Here is a 12,048-nt window from a genome sequence, read left to right as displayed (position 1 = left end):
AGCCTGTCATGTTTGATTTGAATTTTGTCGTTTTGGTGTCCTCCTAGAGGACAGAGTCGCAGCTATTGGAACGTTGCCCGCCACACAGTGTGTGATTGTGGGGGAGGACAACGATGAGCTGTTCAACGTCGTCAAGTGAGATGTTTCCTTCCTGTTTCGGCGACAATTCCCTCTGCTCGCGGGAGTATAAGTTTACTTCTTTCGCGCAAACATAGTTAGAAATATTGAGTGTAGGTTCATTTAGTTCGTGTGTCGGGCTTCTCCCATCCGATCCACCGACTAATACGACGCGACGGACCTACGATAGTGCATTCAAAACGGGGTGAAAGTGGTCGTGGAGCTGATACACCTACTCCGAACGCCCCGGACACCGTCGACGACGCTCTTCGCGGCCGGTTTCGCAGGTGTGCGATCCTCGTCGGAACGAGGGTTCGGAGGCGTATCGACGACGGTGTACCGTCGCTCTCGTCAGTTTTGACGTGTATGCGGATATCGAGGGCGAGGACCGGTTTCGAGAGGGGGTCGAATCGGCGGAGCGTTCTGGATGCGGGATTATATGAGTCAGTAGACACTAGCGAGTATGATGATCGGTAGGCCTTCGCGACGAGGATTCCTTCGGACGGTCGGCGTCGCCGCCGGGGCGAGCGTCCTCGGATCGACGGTGCTGGACGAGGATCCCGCCTCGTCGCCGGACGACCGGGAGGACGGTCGGGAGGTCCGCCAGGAACGCCAGAAGGACGAGGAAACGCTGGACCGGGAGCGCCACACGCTCCTCGGGGCGACCAACTACGAGACCGAGGTATACACGATCGAGGCGCCGAACCCGTCGCCGACGGCGTTCGTCGTCGGCGGCATGCACGGCAACGAGCGGGCCGGCGTGGAGGCTGCGCATCTCGCGAACGAGTACGCGATCGATCGCGGCACGCTGGTCGTGATCCCCGAGGCGAACAAGGTGGCGGTCGAACAGGGGACCAACCACGGGCCGAGGGGCGATCTGAACCGCCAGTTCCCCATGGGCGAGGAGCCGACGACGCCCATCGCACGAGCGATCTGGAACGAGGTCCTCCGAGTCGAACCGGACTACCTGCTCGATATGCACACCGCTGAGGGTATCTACGGACGCGGCGGCATCGGCCAGGCGGTCTTCCCCACCGATGGGACCGTCGGCTACGCCACGAACGCGGTTAAACACGTCAATGAAAACTACCTGAGCCGGCGATCCGGCCTCCCGCACCACGATCTCCGGGTCGGGATCATCATCCCGGAGGACAGACCCGCCCTCACCCACAAGGCCTCGGCGGACCGGAACATGGACCTGTGGTTGACCGAGGTCACGCGTACCGGTCTCGACCTCCGGGAACAGACGTTTCTCCACGACGTGATGACCCGCAACCTGCTTCGCCAGATCGGTATCGAGGTCACCTCCGAGTTGGCGATTCAGAATCCCTTCTGACGCTCGGTCCACTCGCGACGGGTCGTTCGAACCTCGGGGCGAGCGCGTCTCCGTTAACTCCTCTAACGAAACATCCGGTCTGGCTGGCCGTCCGGTTTCGGAGCCCGAACACTTATTTATTGTTATGATAACTACGTCTCATGGAATCGCCGATGCCGTACGAGGCAGCGCTGACCACCGATCCCGGCCTGCTGTTTCTGGTGCTGGCGGTGCTCGCCGTCGTGGTCCTCCTCGGACGGTTTCTACTCAAGCTCGCCTGGCGTCTCGTCACGCTCACCGTGGTCGGGATCGTGGCCTTCTACCTCGGAACCGTCGTCCTCCCAACCCTTCTACACGGCACGTAGGAAGTTCTCGATCACGTCGTGACCCACGCCGGTGAGTACGCTCTCGGGGTGGAACTGCACGCACTCGATCGGGTGTTCGCGGTGACGGATCCCCATCACGAGTTCGCTCCCACCGTCGGACGAGTCCGACGAGCCTCCGCTCGCTTCGTCTTCGAGCGGGCGTAGCCCGCTCGAACGGTCCGCGGAGCCACGCTCCGCGCTACTCGCGGAGACCTCGTGATCGGTCGTCGCGGTCACCTCGAAGCAGTCGGGAACCTCCGTGGCGATCAGCGAGTGATACCGGCCGGCCGGAAAGTCCTGTTCGAGCCCCGAGAAGACCCCCTTCCCGTCGTGAGCGACGGGAAACGCCTTGCCGTGGATCGGCTCGGGTGCGCGTCCCACGCTCCCGCCATAGGCGTAGACGGCGGCCTCGAGCCCGAGGCAGACCCCTAGAGTGGGGACCTCGGGACTCACCTCGCGAAGCACGGGCACCGTCACGCCGACGTCCCGGTCGTTCTCGGGGTGGCCCGGTCCGGGACTGATGACGATGGCGTCCGGATCCACCGCGCGCACGTCCTCGAGCGACGCGGTGTTCATGAGTACCTCCGTCTCCGCGCCGTGTTCGGAGACGTACTCGACGAGGTTGTAGGTAAAGGAGTCGAAGTTGTCGACGAACAGCACGCGCCGGTCGCGGGCGACGGCGGCGCTCACTGGGCCACCTCCGAGAGCTCGATCCGCTCGATCGCCTCGAGCACGCCGTCCATCTTCGACTCGGTCTCCTCGTACTCCGCGGCGGGGTCGCTGTCGGCGACGATGCCCGCACCCGCGCGCACCGTCACCCGGTCGGGGTCGCCGTGCTCGATCGTCGCCGTCCGGATCACGATCGCCATATCGGCGTCGCCGGTCCACGAGCAGTAGCCGACCCCGCCGCCGTACAGCCCTCTGGGCTCGAGCTCGAGTTCGTCGATGATCTCCATCGCGCGGATCTTCGGCGCACCCGAGAGCGTCCCCGCGGGAAACGACGCCCGGATCGCGTCGAAACAGTCGGCCTCGGCGGCGAGTTCGCCCGTCACGGTGCTCTCGATGTGCTGGACGTGGCTGTACTTGAGCACGTTCATGAACTCCTCGACCCGAACCGATCCCGGCTCCGAGACCCGGCGGACGTCGTTTCGCGCCAGATCGACCAGCATCGTGTGCTCGGCGCGCTCCTTGTCGTCGGCGAGCATCTCGCCCGCCAGCCGACGGTCCTCGACGGGGCTCGTCCCGCGAGGGCAGGTGCCGGCGATCGGATTGCTCGTCACGAGGCCGTCGCGCACCGAGACCAGCGTCTCGGGGCTCGCGCCGACGACGGTCCGCTCGCCGTAGTTCAGGAGGTACATGTATGGCGAGGGGTTCACCTCCCGGAGCGACTCGTACAGTCCCAGAGGATCGATCTCGCCGCGGAGTTCGCGCGTTCTGGAGATCACGCCCTGGTAGACGTCGCCGTCGAGGACGTGCTCCTTCGTGCGGCGAACGGCGTCCTCGTACTCCTCGCGCGGACCTGCCCGCGAGTCCTCCCGAGTGAACCCGCCGTTCTCGGGGACCACGGCGTCGTCGAGGGCCGAACGCACCCGCTCGACCTCCTCTGTGAGCGTCTCGTAGACGTCGTCGGGATCGTCCTCGGGGAAGACCACGGGCGTGAGCGAGAGCGTCAGGCTTCCCTCGACCTCGTCGAAGGCGAGCGTCCGCGTGCTCAGGACGAACTGCGCGTCGGGCGTCGGCGAGTCGGGGCGTTCGACGCCCACCTCCGAGAGCCAGAGGTCGTAGACCGCGTCGTACGCGAGAAAGCCGACGAGTCCGCCGTGGAGGTGACCGCCCCGGGGAAATCCGACCCGAGGGACGTCGGGGAGCGCCCCGCGGAGCGCGTCGAGCGTGTCGCCCCCGCCGTCGGTCATCAGCCCCTCGAGCCGGTCGTCGCCGAGCAGCTCCAATCGAACGTCGTCGGGGTCGACGGTGACGACCGCCTCGGGGTCGAAGCCGACGAACGAGTAGCGGGCGTGGCGACCGGGGTTCGCGTCCGCCGGCTGGAACGCCCCGTCGGGATCCGAGGAGGCGACCTTCTCCGCGCTCTCGAGGAGGAAGCCGTACTCGCCGTCCGCGGCGAGCGCGGCGTAGGCGGCGAGCGGCGTCGTCCCGACGTCGAGTTCGGCCGCGACGTGGACGACGACCGGCTCCTCACGATCGACGAGCCCGCGGAACGCCTCGCGGGAGATCACTCCGCGATCACCCGCCGACCGGTCGCCTCACGGACGAAGCGCTCCACGAGATCGGAGTCCTTCACGCCGCCCTCGCGCTCGATCCCGCTCGCGACGTCGACGCCGAACGGTCGCGCCGTCCCGACCGCCCTGGCGACGTTCTCGGGGGTGAGCCCGCCGGCGAGAATCACCGGTGAGTCGAGGTCGGCCGCGAGCTCGCGGGTGCGTTCCCAGTCGTGGGTTCGCCCGGTGCCGCCCGCGCCCGCCGCGTCGGTCGAGTCGACGAGCAGCGCGTCCGCGACGCCGTCGAACTGGTGGGCCGAGTCGGGATCGGCGGCGTCGACGGACTTGATCACCGGGCGGGCGATCGTCTCGCGGACGGTCCGTAGGTCCTCGGGGGAGAACGGGCCGTGGATCTGGAGGACGTCGGGCCGGGTCCGCTCGACGAGGTCGACGGCCTCCTCGGGCGTCGCGGGCATCGTGACGAGGACGCCGGTCACCAGCGGCGGGACGGCGTCCAGCAGCGTCGCGGCCCGATCCGCGCCCACCGTCCGAGGGCTGTCGACGGGCACCTCGCTGATGACGCCGATCGCGTCGGCGCCGGCGCGGACCGACGCCTCGACGTCGGCCTCGCGGGCGTGTCCGCAGAGCTTCACCCGCGTCATTGCGTGATCGTCCGACGCATTCGTTCGAGCTTCGTCGCGGCCCCGCCCTCGTCGATGGCGTTCGCGGCGACCTCGGCACCCTCGGCGAGCGAGTCGGCCTCGCCCGCGAGGTAGATCGCCGCGCCGGCGTTCGCGAGGACGATCTCGCGTTTCGCCCCGTCGACGTCGCCGGTCACGATCCCCTCGAGATCGGCTGCGTTCTCCTCCGGCGTACCGCCCGCGACCGCGCTCACCGGTCGTTCCTCGAGGCCGAGATCGGCGGGTGCGATGGTATACTCCTCGATCTCCTCGCCGGAGACCTCCGCGGCGGTCGTCTCGCCGTGGATCGCGATCTCGTCCATCCCGGAGCCGTGAACGACCAGCGCCCGTTCGACCGGCATGCGCGAGAGCGCTCGAGCGAGTACGGGGACGAGGTCGGGGTCGTAAACGCCGACGATCTGGGCGTTCGCGCCCGCCGGGTTGGTCAGCGGGCCGAGCACGTTGAAGATCGTCCGCATGCCCAGTTCCTTCCGCGGGCCGATGACGGCCTTCATCGCGGGGTGAAAGACCGGAGCGAGCATGAACCCGATCCCGTCCTCCTCGATCGCCCGCTCGACCGCCGGGGGCTCGGCGTCGATCTCCACGCCCAGCCGTTCGAGCACGTCCGCGCTGCCCGACGAGGAGGAGACCGAGTAGTTGCCGTGTTTCGCGACCGCGACGCCGGCGCCCGCCGCGACGATCGCGCTCGTCGTCGAGACGTTGATCGTGTCGTAGTCGTCGCCGCCGGTCCCACAGGTGTCGACCAGCGGGCTCCGGTCGGGCGCGATCGTCCGCGCGGCGTCGCGCATCCCCTCCGCGAACCCCGCGATCTCCGCCTCGGTCTCGCCCTTCGCACGGAGCGCCGCGAGCAGCGCGCCGATCTGTGCCTCGGTCGCGTCCTCGAAGACCGCCGTCGCGGCGGCCCGTGCCTGCTCCTGGTCCAGCGATTCGCCGTCCGTCACGCGCTCGATTGTGTTCTGCATGAGTGATCCTCGATGTACGGTTTCGTCTTATAATGAACAAACTAGTACATCAACTTAAGCGTGTCGTCCTCAGTTCTCCGTTTCGAAACCTTCAACTACTCGGAAGGGATATCCGAAACTGCACGCAGTGGCGAGGGTTGGTGGTCTAGTCAGGCTATGACACCTCCTTGACATGGAGGAGGCCGGCGGTTCAAATCCGCCCCAACCCATTTCTGGCAGTACAATACGACGAGCGAAGCGAGGAGTCTGTACTGCCGAAATGGGTACGAAGGATTTGAAGCAGGGAGTGGAGCGAACGAAGTGAGCGAAACGACCGAGGTTCAAATCCGCCCCAACCCACCGAGATTTCTCCGGCACCTCCCTGCGAATACCGCGAGCGATAGCGAGCGTGTGTGAGCAACGCCGTGTCGGTGAATCGAGGCGGTGGGCGGTTTGAATCCAGAGGGCGAGCGGAGCGAGTCCTCGCGGTTCAAATCCGCCCTAAGCCACCTTCTGCTGTGCTCCTTCACTTCGCTCAGTCGTCATCAGAACGCGATGCGTTCTGATTGGCGCGCAAGACGCTTTGCGTCTTGCGAACGCTGGTAAAAGATGGAGCAAAAGCGAACGGCTCTCCCGATGGTCGAGCCGTTCTACCGCTCGCGGCATTGTCGCTCAGAGGACAGTCCGGCGTCCTATGCTCTAGATCCGTTCGAGGACTCCCCGTCGGTCGACGAGCCGCGATTCGGGTCTTGGGTTTCCTCCTCGACCTTCTCGGTGACCTCGTCGATCTTCTCCTCGAACTCCTCGCTCTTCGGTCGGCGGTCGATCCGTTCGTTGACCCTCTCGAGCTGTTTCGCGACCTCGTCGAGCTGGCCCTCGACCGTCCGCTCGACGTTCTCGGTGACCTCCTCCGTCACCTCCTCGGTGACCTCCTGGGTCATCCACTCCGGATCGAACCGCGCCATCTTCCAGACGACGTGGATCGCGTAGGAGGCGAGGACGCCGAATCCGAACGCCGCGCCCACCGTCGTCCCGACGTAGACGATGAGCACCACCGAGACGAAGATCAGTACGCCGTAGGCGAGGTCGACCAGCGCGTCGACGCGTCCCGCGTTCATTCCGCATCACCCGCTCGCCGCACGGCTACGGCTCCTCGATTCGTGTGCATACGTCGATTCGGCGCTCGGCACGGTAATATCCACCCCTTCGGGGCGACACCGCTTACTTGTTCCACGCCAACACGTCCCTATGGAGGAGGCGAGCGGCCTGACGATGGCCTTCCGGCTGGCGGTCGCGGTCTTCGTGATCGTCATGCCTACGCTCCTATTCCTCGGACTGGTCCGCCTGCTCGAGGCGATGGGCGACGAGGAGCTGATCTATCGCCTGCTGACCGAGGAGGAACTCCGCCAGGTCGAGCGCTCGCACTCGCTTGCGTCGTTCGTCGAGGAGGTCACCGGAACCGAATCGAACGTCCTCCGGTGTCCCTCCTGTGGGACGATCAACGCCGCCGGGATGGACGCCTGTCACGAGTGCGGCAGGACCCTCTGACCCTCGGCACCGACGAACTATAAGGACTGACCGACACTCACGTCGGTATGGCCCCGGAGATCACCGTCGAGACCGAGTCCGAACTCGAACGCACCCTCGGGCTCGGCGCGGCACTCGGCATCGGAATCGGAACGATGATCGGCGCGGGCATCTTCGTCTTCCCGGGGATCGCGGCCGGACGGGCGGGGCTCGCCGCGACCGTCTCGTTCGGGATCGGCGCGCTCATCGCGTTGCTGGTCGCGCTTCCGGCCTCGGAGCTCGCGACCGCGATGCCCAAGAGCGGCGGCGGCTACTACTTCATCTCGCGGGGGTTCGGCACGCTCCCGGGCTGCGTCGTCGGCATTAGCCTCTGGATCGGGCTCGTCTTCGCCTCGGCGTTCTACCTCGTCGGCTTCGGCGAGTACGCCGCCGCCCTGCTGGGGGCCGGCGGCGGCGGTACGGTCGTCACGGCCATCGCGCTCGCGGGCGCGGTCCTCCTCACGGCGGTGAACATCGGCGGAACCGAGAAGGCCGGCGAGCTACAGAACGTCATCGTCGCCCTCCTGCTGAGCATCCTCGTCGCCTTCCTCTCCTACGGCATGCTCGACTCGCTGGGCGTCATCGGGGCGCCCAGCCCTCCGGAACGGTTCATCCCCTACGGGATCGCCCCAGTCTTCACCACCGCAGCACTCGTCTTCACCTCCTATCTGGGGTTCGTCCAGGTCGCGACCGTCGCCGGCGACATCCGCGATCCGGGTCGGAACCTTCCGATCGCGATGGTGGGGAGCGTCCTCGTCGTCGGCGTCCTCTACGTGACGATGATCTACGTCTCGACCAGCGCGTTCGGCAGCGCGCGGCTCGCCGAGCTCGGCGAGACCGCACCCGTCGAGGTCGCACGCAGCTACGTCGGTATCGCGGGCGCACTCGCCATCCTCGTCGCGGGCCTACTCGCGACCGTCTCGAGCGCCAACGCCTCGATCCTCTCGGCGTCGCGGGCGATCTACGCGCTGAGCAGCGACGCCCTGCTCCCCGGGGAAGCCGGAACGCTCAACCGGCGTTACAACACGCCCCACGTCGCCGTGCTGCTCGCGAGCGGGCCGATCGCCCTGCTCGTTCTGACCGGACGAGTCGAGGTGCTCGCGGAGGTCGCCTCCTTTCTCCACCTGGTGATGTACGGGCTGATCTGCGTGACGCTCGTCCAGCTTCGCCGAACCGATCCCGACTGGTACGATCCCGACTTCCGCGCGCCCGGCTCGCCGGTGTTGCCGCTCGTGGGCGCCGCGGCCAGCTTCGGACTGATCGCCTTCATGGCGCCCCTCTCGCAGGTCGTCGGCCTCCTCGTGCTACTGGGGGCTGCCGGCTGGTACCTCGCGTACGGCCGCGACGTCCGGCTGAAGGGCGCCCACGACTGAGGCTCCCGAACGTTCATACCCGCGCCGGCTGAACTGAAGGGTATCCATGTCCCGTCCGCGAGTGCTCGTTCCGGTGGACGTCTCGAGCGACCCGGAACCCTCGCCCGAGCTCCTGACCCTTCTCGAGCCGTTCGACGTCCTGTTGCTCGGCTACTTTCCGATCCCCGAACAGACGCCCGTCGAACAGGCGCGCGAGCAGCGCGAGGAGGAGGCGACCGCACGGGTCGAGACGCTCGCGGCGCCGTTCGTCGCCGAGGGGCGGTCGATCGAGTCGATGCTGGTGTTCACGCCCGACCACGAGGAGACGATCGATCGGGTGCGGGATCAACACGAAACCGACGCGGTCCTCAGGCCGGGACCGATCGAACGTCTCGAACGGGTGCTCGTCCCGCTTCACGGCGACGCCGCCCTCGATCGGATCGTCGAGTTCGTCGTCACGCTGGTTCGCGAGGTGACGGTGGGGGTAACGCTCGTCCACGTCGCGAGCGAGGAGGAGTACCGCGACGAGAGCGAGCTCCTCCTTCGGGGGGCTCGCGAACGACTGGTCGAGCGCGGCCTCGACCCGTCGCTGTTCGAACTCGAGGTCGCGATCGGCGAACGTTCGGTGCCGCGAATCGCGGAGATCGCCTCGACTCACGACGCGGTCGTGATCGGCGAGGCCGCACCGTCGCTTCGCGATCTCTTCGTCGGGGACCGCCCCGAGCGGCTGCTCCAGGCGACGTCCGTACCGGTGTTCGTCGTCAGTCGCGATCAGTCCGACGACGAACCCGGCTCGCCGTGAACAGTCTCGTGGAACGCGATGGTGAGCGACGGGACGACCACGATGAAGCAGTGCTCCTCTAGGGGGATGCCCGCGACGTCGATTCCGGTGCGCTCGATGATGTCGAAGACGCCGACCTCGAGGGTGTACCAGTCCCAGACGTACGCGACCGGGTAGAGCAACAGGACGGTCTTCGCCGCTCGGCGGAGCGCGCCGGCCCGGCGCAGGAGGACGGCGGCGATCGAGCCCCAGAAGACGATCGTCGCGAGATACGTATACTGCCCGAGGACCGTGATGTCGGGTCGCATGCTCCGGTCGAGGGTCGGAACCGCCTAAACGGTGGCGGAGATACCGTGGGAATGACTAACGTTGATTACGGAGGACGATGAAGTGAGACCGTTACGATGGATATCGCTGATATTGCGACTACCGACTACACCGAGGCCGACGTCGGCGAACGCTTCGGGAAGATCCGGGCCGCCTTCGAGGAATCGAACCCCAAGGCGATTGTGATCACCGACGACGGCGAGTACGCGGGGATCGTGACCGAGCGCCAGATCCTCCAGTCCCACGTCGAAGACAACACGAAGGCCTCGGCGTTCATGCGCTCGGCACCGCGTATCGACCGCGCCGAGGACATCCGCGAGGTCGCGCGGATGCTCGTCGAGGGCGGCACCAAGGCCGCGCCCGTCTTCAACGGCGAGGATCTCTCGGGTCTCATCACCGCCGACGCCATCCTCGAGGCGGTGCTCGAACACCTCGACGCGATCACCGTCGAGCAGATCTACACCGAGGACGTCGTCACGGTCAACCGCGACACCACGGTCGGGCAGGCGATCAACATGCTTCGCGAACACGGCATCTCCCGGCTGCCGGTGCTCTCGGACGACGGCCGGCTCGAGGGCATCGTCACGACTCACGACCTCCGTGACGTCATCATCCGGGACATGGACAAGGCGACCGTCGGCGACCGGGCGGGCGACATCGAACGGATCCTCGACATTCCGGTCTACGACGTGATGAACAGCCCCGTCGGGACCGCCGATCCCGAGGAGGCCGTCAGCGCCGCCGTCTCGCGGATGTTCGACGACGACTACAACGGGCTGGTCGTCACGCTCGACGCGAACGACCGCCAGGTCGGCGGCGTCGTCACCAAGACGGACGTGCTTCGTGCGCTCACGTTCACCGAGGAGGAGGCGATGGACGTCCAGATCACCAACATCGACCTGCTCGACGCCATCTCCCGGGAGGACATCCGCACGGACATCGCCCGGGTCACCGACAAGTACCGCGAGATGCAGGTCCACCACGCCCACGTTCGCTTCCAGAAACACAAGGAGAAGCTCCGCGGGACGCCGCTGATCCAGTGTCAGATCCGCGTTCGGACCAACCGCGGACAGGTCGCCGGAAGCGGCGAGGGCTACGGCGCCGACGCCGCCTTCCACGTCGCGCTCGATAAGCTCGAACGGAACGTCCTCGAGATGAAGGGGATCCAGAGCGACGAGGAGTACGAGGGTCAGCTCCTGCGGAAGCTCAACGAGATCTGAGTTCGGGTCGGAGGGCGATCCGGTATCGACATCACCCGTTTCCTGGCGGGATCCTGAAACGTCGATCGGTAGCCCCGGGCCCGACTATGCGAGCGCCCTGAATGCCACGACGCCGACCACGCCGGCGATCAGCGCGAGCAGGATGTTCCCCGTTCGCCACATCACCAGCAGCGTGAGGCCCGCCGCGGCCCACTCCGCCGGACCGCCTTCGGCGAGTTCCGGTCCGAGGATCGCGATCACGATCGCGCCGGGAAGCACGGAGATACCGCTCTCGAGCCGATCGCTCACCTCGAATCGGCTGAGCAGCCACAGCCCGCCGACCTTCGTGACGAACGTCACGACGGCCATCGCGAGCACGACGCCGACGACGAGCGGGTCGAGCGATAATGCTTCACTCATCGTAGCGGATCACCTCGACGGCGCCGGCGACCGCTCCACCGGCGAGGATGTACCACTGGCCAGGGAGGAGTTCGGCCGCGAGCAGCGCGGTCACGAGCGCGACGGTCCAGGGGACGAGCGACGAACGACCCTTCCAGAGTTCGGCCGCGAGCGCGACGAAGACGGCCGCCAGGATGAAGTCGATGCCGTAGACCGCGGGATCGCCGATCACCCCGCCGGCGATCGTTCCGAGGACCGTCGAGCCGACCCAGAACGTCCAGACGGCGATGCCACTCCCGAGGAGGAACGCCCCCCGGCCGCTGCCCGACCTGAGATCGCGCATCGTCAGCGCCCAGTTCTCGTCGGCCATGAGAAAGAGGCTACCGTAGGCCTGCTTCGCCGAGAGCTGGCTGAACCACGGCTGGAGCGCCGCGCCCATCAGCGAGTAGCGGAGGTTGATCGCGAACGTCGCGAGCAGGATCGTCGCGATCGGGATCGGCTCGGCCCAGAGTTCGACGGCGACGATCTGGGAGGCGCCCGCGACGACGGTCGCGCTCATCAGCGCCGCCTCCGCGGCGCTCAGTCCGGCCCGGGCGGCGAGCACGCCGAAGGCGATCCCGTAGCCGCCGACTCCGACGGCGATCGGGAGCGTCGTGAGAAAGCCAGCACGAACCCCGTGACGGTCGAACGTGACGGTCCGGCCCGTCGGCTCCCCGTCGTCGCGTTCCTCCCCGTCCGGGCGGTGCTGATTCCCTGCAGTCACTGAGTG

Annotated in this window: 14 protein-coding genes and 1 tRNA gene; 7 read left to right on the top strand and 8 right to left on the bottom strand. The window is 66.9% G+C overall.

Features of this window, described 5'->3' with window-relative positions; all coding sequences use genetic code 11:
* Positions 1-580 precede the first annotated feature (580 nt).
* Positions 581-1,453 carry a succinylglutamate desuccinylase/aspartoacylase family protein gene (locus V0Z78_RS03120; RefSeq protein WP_336343163.1) on the top strand — a complete coding sequence of 291 codons (873 nt, stop codon included), beginning with the start codon at positions 581-583 and terminating at the stop codon, positions 1,451-1,453.
* A 140-nt stretch (positions 1,454-1,593) separates the two neighbouring features.
* A complete protein-coding gene (locus V0Z78_RS03115; protein WP_336343162.1) occupies positions 1,594-1,797 on the top strand; it encodes a hypothetical protein in 204 nt (67 codons plus the stop codon).
* Here the strand turns inward: V0Z78_RS03115 and V0Z78_RS03110 are convergent.
* From V0Z78_RS03110 to trpD, 4 genes are read right to left on the bottom strand one after another with little or no spacing between them, the layout of a single operon-like run.
* On the bottom strand, positions 1,783-2,487 hold the full coding sequence (locus V0Z78_RS03110; protein ID WP_336343161.1) for an aminodeoxychorismate/anthranilate synthase component II: 705 nt from the start codon (positions 2,485-2,487) through the stop codon (positions 1,783-1,785). The genes V0Z78_RS03115 and V0Z78_RS03110 overlap by 15 nt on opposite strands.
* On the bottom strand, positions 2,484-4,031 hold the full coding sequence (gene trpE, locus V0Z78_RS03105; protein ID WP_336343160.1) for an anthranilate synthase component I: 1,548 nt from the start codon (positions 4,029-4,031) through the stop codon (positions 2,484-2,486). The genes V0Z78_RS03110 and trpE overlap by 4 nt, the downstream gene beginning before the upstream one ends.
* Entirely contained in the window at positions 4,028-4,675 is a 648-nt protein-coding gene (locus V0Z78_RS03100) for a phosphoribosylanthranilate isomerase (protein WP_336343159.1), read from the bottom strand. Before V0Z78_RS03100 ends, trpE begins: the two co-directional genes overlap by 4 nt.
* Positions 4,672-5,676: an anthranilate phosphoribosyltransferase gene (gene trpD / locus V0Z78_RS03095; RefSeq protein WP_336343158.1), complete on the bottom strand. Its 1,005-nt coding sequence runs from the start codon at positions 5,674-5,676 to the stop codon at positions 4,672-4,674. Before trpD ends, V0Z78_RS03100 begins: the two co-directional genes overlap by 4 nt.
* Before the next feature lie 134 nt (positions 5,677-5,810).
* Here trpD and V0Z78_RS03090 point away from each other — a divergent pair.
* Positions 5,811-5,885 (top strand) — tRNA-Val (locus tag V0Z78_RS03090).
* A 462-nt stretch (positions 5,886-6,347) separates the two neighbouring features.
* On the opposite strand, the gene V0Z78_RS03085 is transcribed toward V0Z78_RS03090, so the two are convergent.
* Positions 6,348-6,773: a hypothetical protein gene (locus tag V0Z78_RS03085; protein ID WP_336343157.1), complete on the bottom strand. Its 426-nt coding sequence runs from the start codon at positions 6,771-6,773 to the stop codon at positions 6,348-6,350.
* A 130-nt stretch (positions 6,774-6,903) separates the two neighbouring features.
* Between V0Z78_RS03085 and V0Z78_RS03080 the strand changes: the two genes are divergently transcribed.
* Genes V0Z78_RS03080 through V0Z78_RS03070 form a run of 3 tightly spaced genes read left to right on the top strand, consistent with a single transcriptional unit; the run spans position 6,904 to position 9,375 of the window.
* Positions 6,904-7,203, top strand: a complete 300-nt coding sequence (locus tag V0Z78_RS03080; RefSeq protein ID WP_336343156.1) for a hypothetical protein — start codon at positions 6,904-6,906, stop codon at positions 7,201-7,203.
* Positions 7,204-7,250: 47 nt separating this feature from the next.
* The gene (locus V0Z78_RS03075; RefSeq protein WP_336343155.1) at positions 7,251-8,594 is read left to right on the top strand and encodes an APC family permease; all 1,344 of its coding nucleotides are present in this window, start codon (positions 7,251-7,253) and stop codon (positions 8,592-8,594) included.
* Positions 8,595-8,640: 46 nt separating this feature from the next.
* Positions 8,641-9,375 carry a universal stress protein gene (locus V0Z78_RS03070; RefSeq protein ID WP_336343154.1) on the top strand — a complete coding sequence of 245 codons (735 nt, stop codon included), beginning with the start codon at positions 8,641-8,643 and terminating at the stop codon, positions 9,373-9,375.
* Here the strand turns inward: V0Z78_RS03070 and V0Z78_RS03065 are convergent.
* Positions 9,345-9,662 carry a lycopene cyclase domain-containing protein gene (locus V0Z78_RS03065; RefSeq protein ID WP_336343153.1) on the bottom strand — a complete coding sequence of 106 codons (318 nt, stop codon included), beginning with the start codon at positions 9,660-9,662 and terminating at the stop codon, positions 9,345-9,347. The genes V0Z78_RS03070 and V0Z78_RS03065 overlap by 31 nt on opposite strands.
* A 96-nt stretch (positions 9,663-9,758) precedes the next feature.
* Here V0Z78_RS03065 and V0Z78_RS03060 point away from each other — a divergent pair, with 96 nt between their 5' ends.
* On the top strand, positions 9,759-10,901 hold the full coding sequence (locus V0Z78_RS03060; RefSeq protein WP_336343152.1) for a CBS domain-containing protein: 1,143 nt from the start codon (positions 9,759-9,761) through the stop codon (positions 10,899-10,901).
* Between the two features lie 84 nt (positions 10,902-10,985).
* On the opposite strand, the gene V0Z78_RS03055 is transcribed toward V0Z78_RS03060, so the two are convergent.
* Both V0Z78_RS03055 and V0Z78_RS03050 read right to left on the bottom strand, forming a co-directional pair.
* Complete coding sequence (locus tag V0Z78_RS03055; protein WP_336343151.1) at positions 10,986-11,300, bottom strand: AzlD family protein; 315 nt, start codon at positions 11,298-11,300, stop codon at positions 10,986-10,988.
* A complete protein-coding gene (locus V0Z78_RS03050; protein ID WP_336343150.1) occupies positions 11,293-12,042 on the bottom strand; it encodes an AzlC family ABC transporter permease in 750 nt (249 codons plus the stop codon). The genes V0Z78_RS03055 and V0Z78_RS03050 overlap by 8 nt, the downstream gene beginning before the upstream one ends.
* Positions 12,043-12,048: the final 6 nt, after the last annotated feature.

The organism is Halalkalicoccus sp. CG83, assembly GCF_037081715.1.
Classification (GTDB): Archaea; Halobacteriota; Halobacteria; order Halobacteriales; family Halalkalicoccaceae; genus Halalkalicoccus; species Halalkalicoccus ordinarius.
The sequence above is the reverse complement of the archived record's forward strand: the minus strand, read 5'-3'. Positions and strand labels throughout refer to the sequence as shown.

Coding starts and splice junctions, on each gene's coding strand:
- V0Z78_RS03085 (WP_336343157.1), bottom strand. CDS start 6,773: ATGAACGCGGGACGCGTCGACGCGCTGGTCGACCTCGCCTACGGCGTA.
- V0Z78_RS03080 (WP_336343156.1), top strand. CDS start 6,904: ATGGAGGAGGCGAGCGGCCTGACGATGGCCTTCCGGCTGGCGGTCGCG.
- trpD (WP_336343158.1), bottom strand. CDS start 5,676: ATGCAGAACACAATCGAGCGCGTGACGGACGGCGAATCGCTGGACCAG.
- V0Z78_RS03065 (WP_336343153.1), bottom strand. CDS start 9,662: ATGCGACCCGACATCACGGTCCTCGGGCAGTATACGTATCTCGCGACG.
- V0Z78_RS03075 (WP_336343155.1), top strand. CDS start 7,251: ATGGCCCCGGAGATCACCGTCGAGACCGAGTCCGAACTCGAACGCACC.
- V0Z78_RS03120 (WP_336343163.1), top strand. CDS start 581: ATGATGATCGGTAGGCCTTCGCGACGAGGATTCCTTCGGACGGTCGGC.
- V0Z78_RS03070 (WP_336343154.1), top strand. CDS start 8,641: ATGTCCCGTCCGCGAGTGCTCGTTCCGGTGGACGTCTCGAGCGACCCG.
- V0Z78_RS03060 (WP_336343152.1), top strand. CDS start 9,759: ATGGATATCGCTGATATTGCGACTACCGACTACACCGAGGCCGACGTC.
- V0Z78_RS03055 (WP_336343151.1), bottom strand. CDS start 11,300: ATGAGTGAAGCATTATCGCTCGACCCGCTCGTCGTCGGCGTCGTGCTC.
- V0Z78_RS03115 (WP_336343162.1), top strand. CDS start 1,594: ATGGAATCGCCGATGCCGTACGAGGCAGCGCTGACCACCGATCCCGGC.
- V0Z78_RS03100 (WP_336343159.1), bottom strand. CDS start 4,675: ATGACGCGGGTGAAGCTCTGCGGACACGCCCGCGAGGCCGACGTCGAG.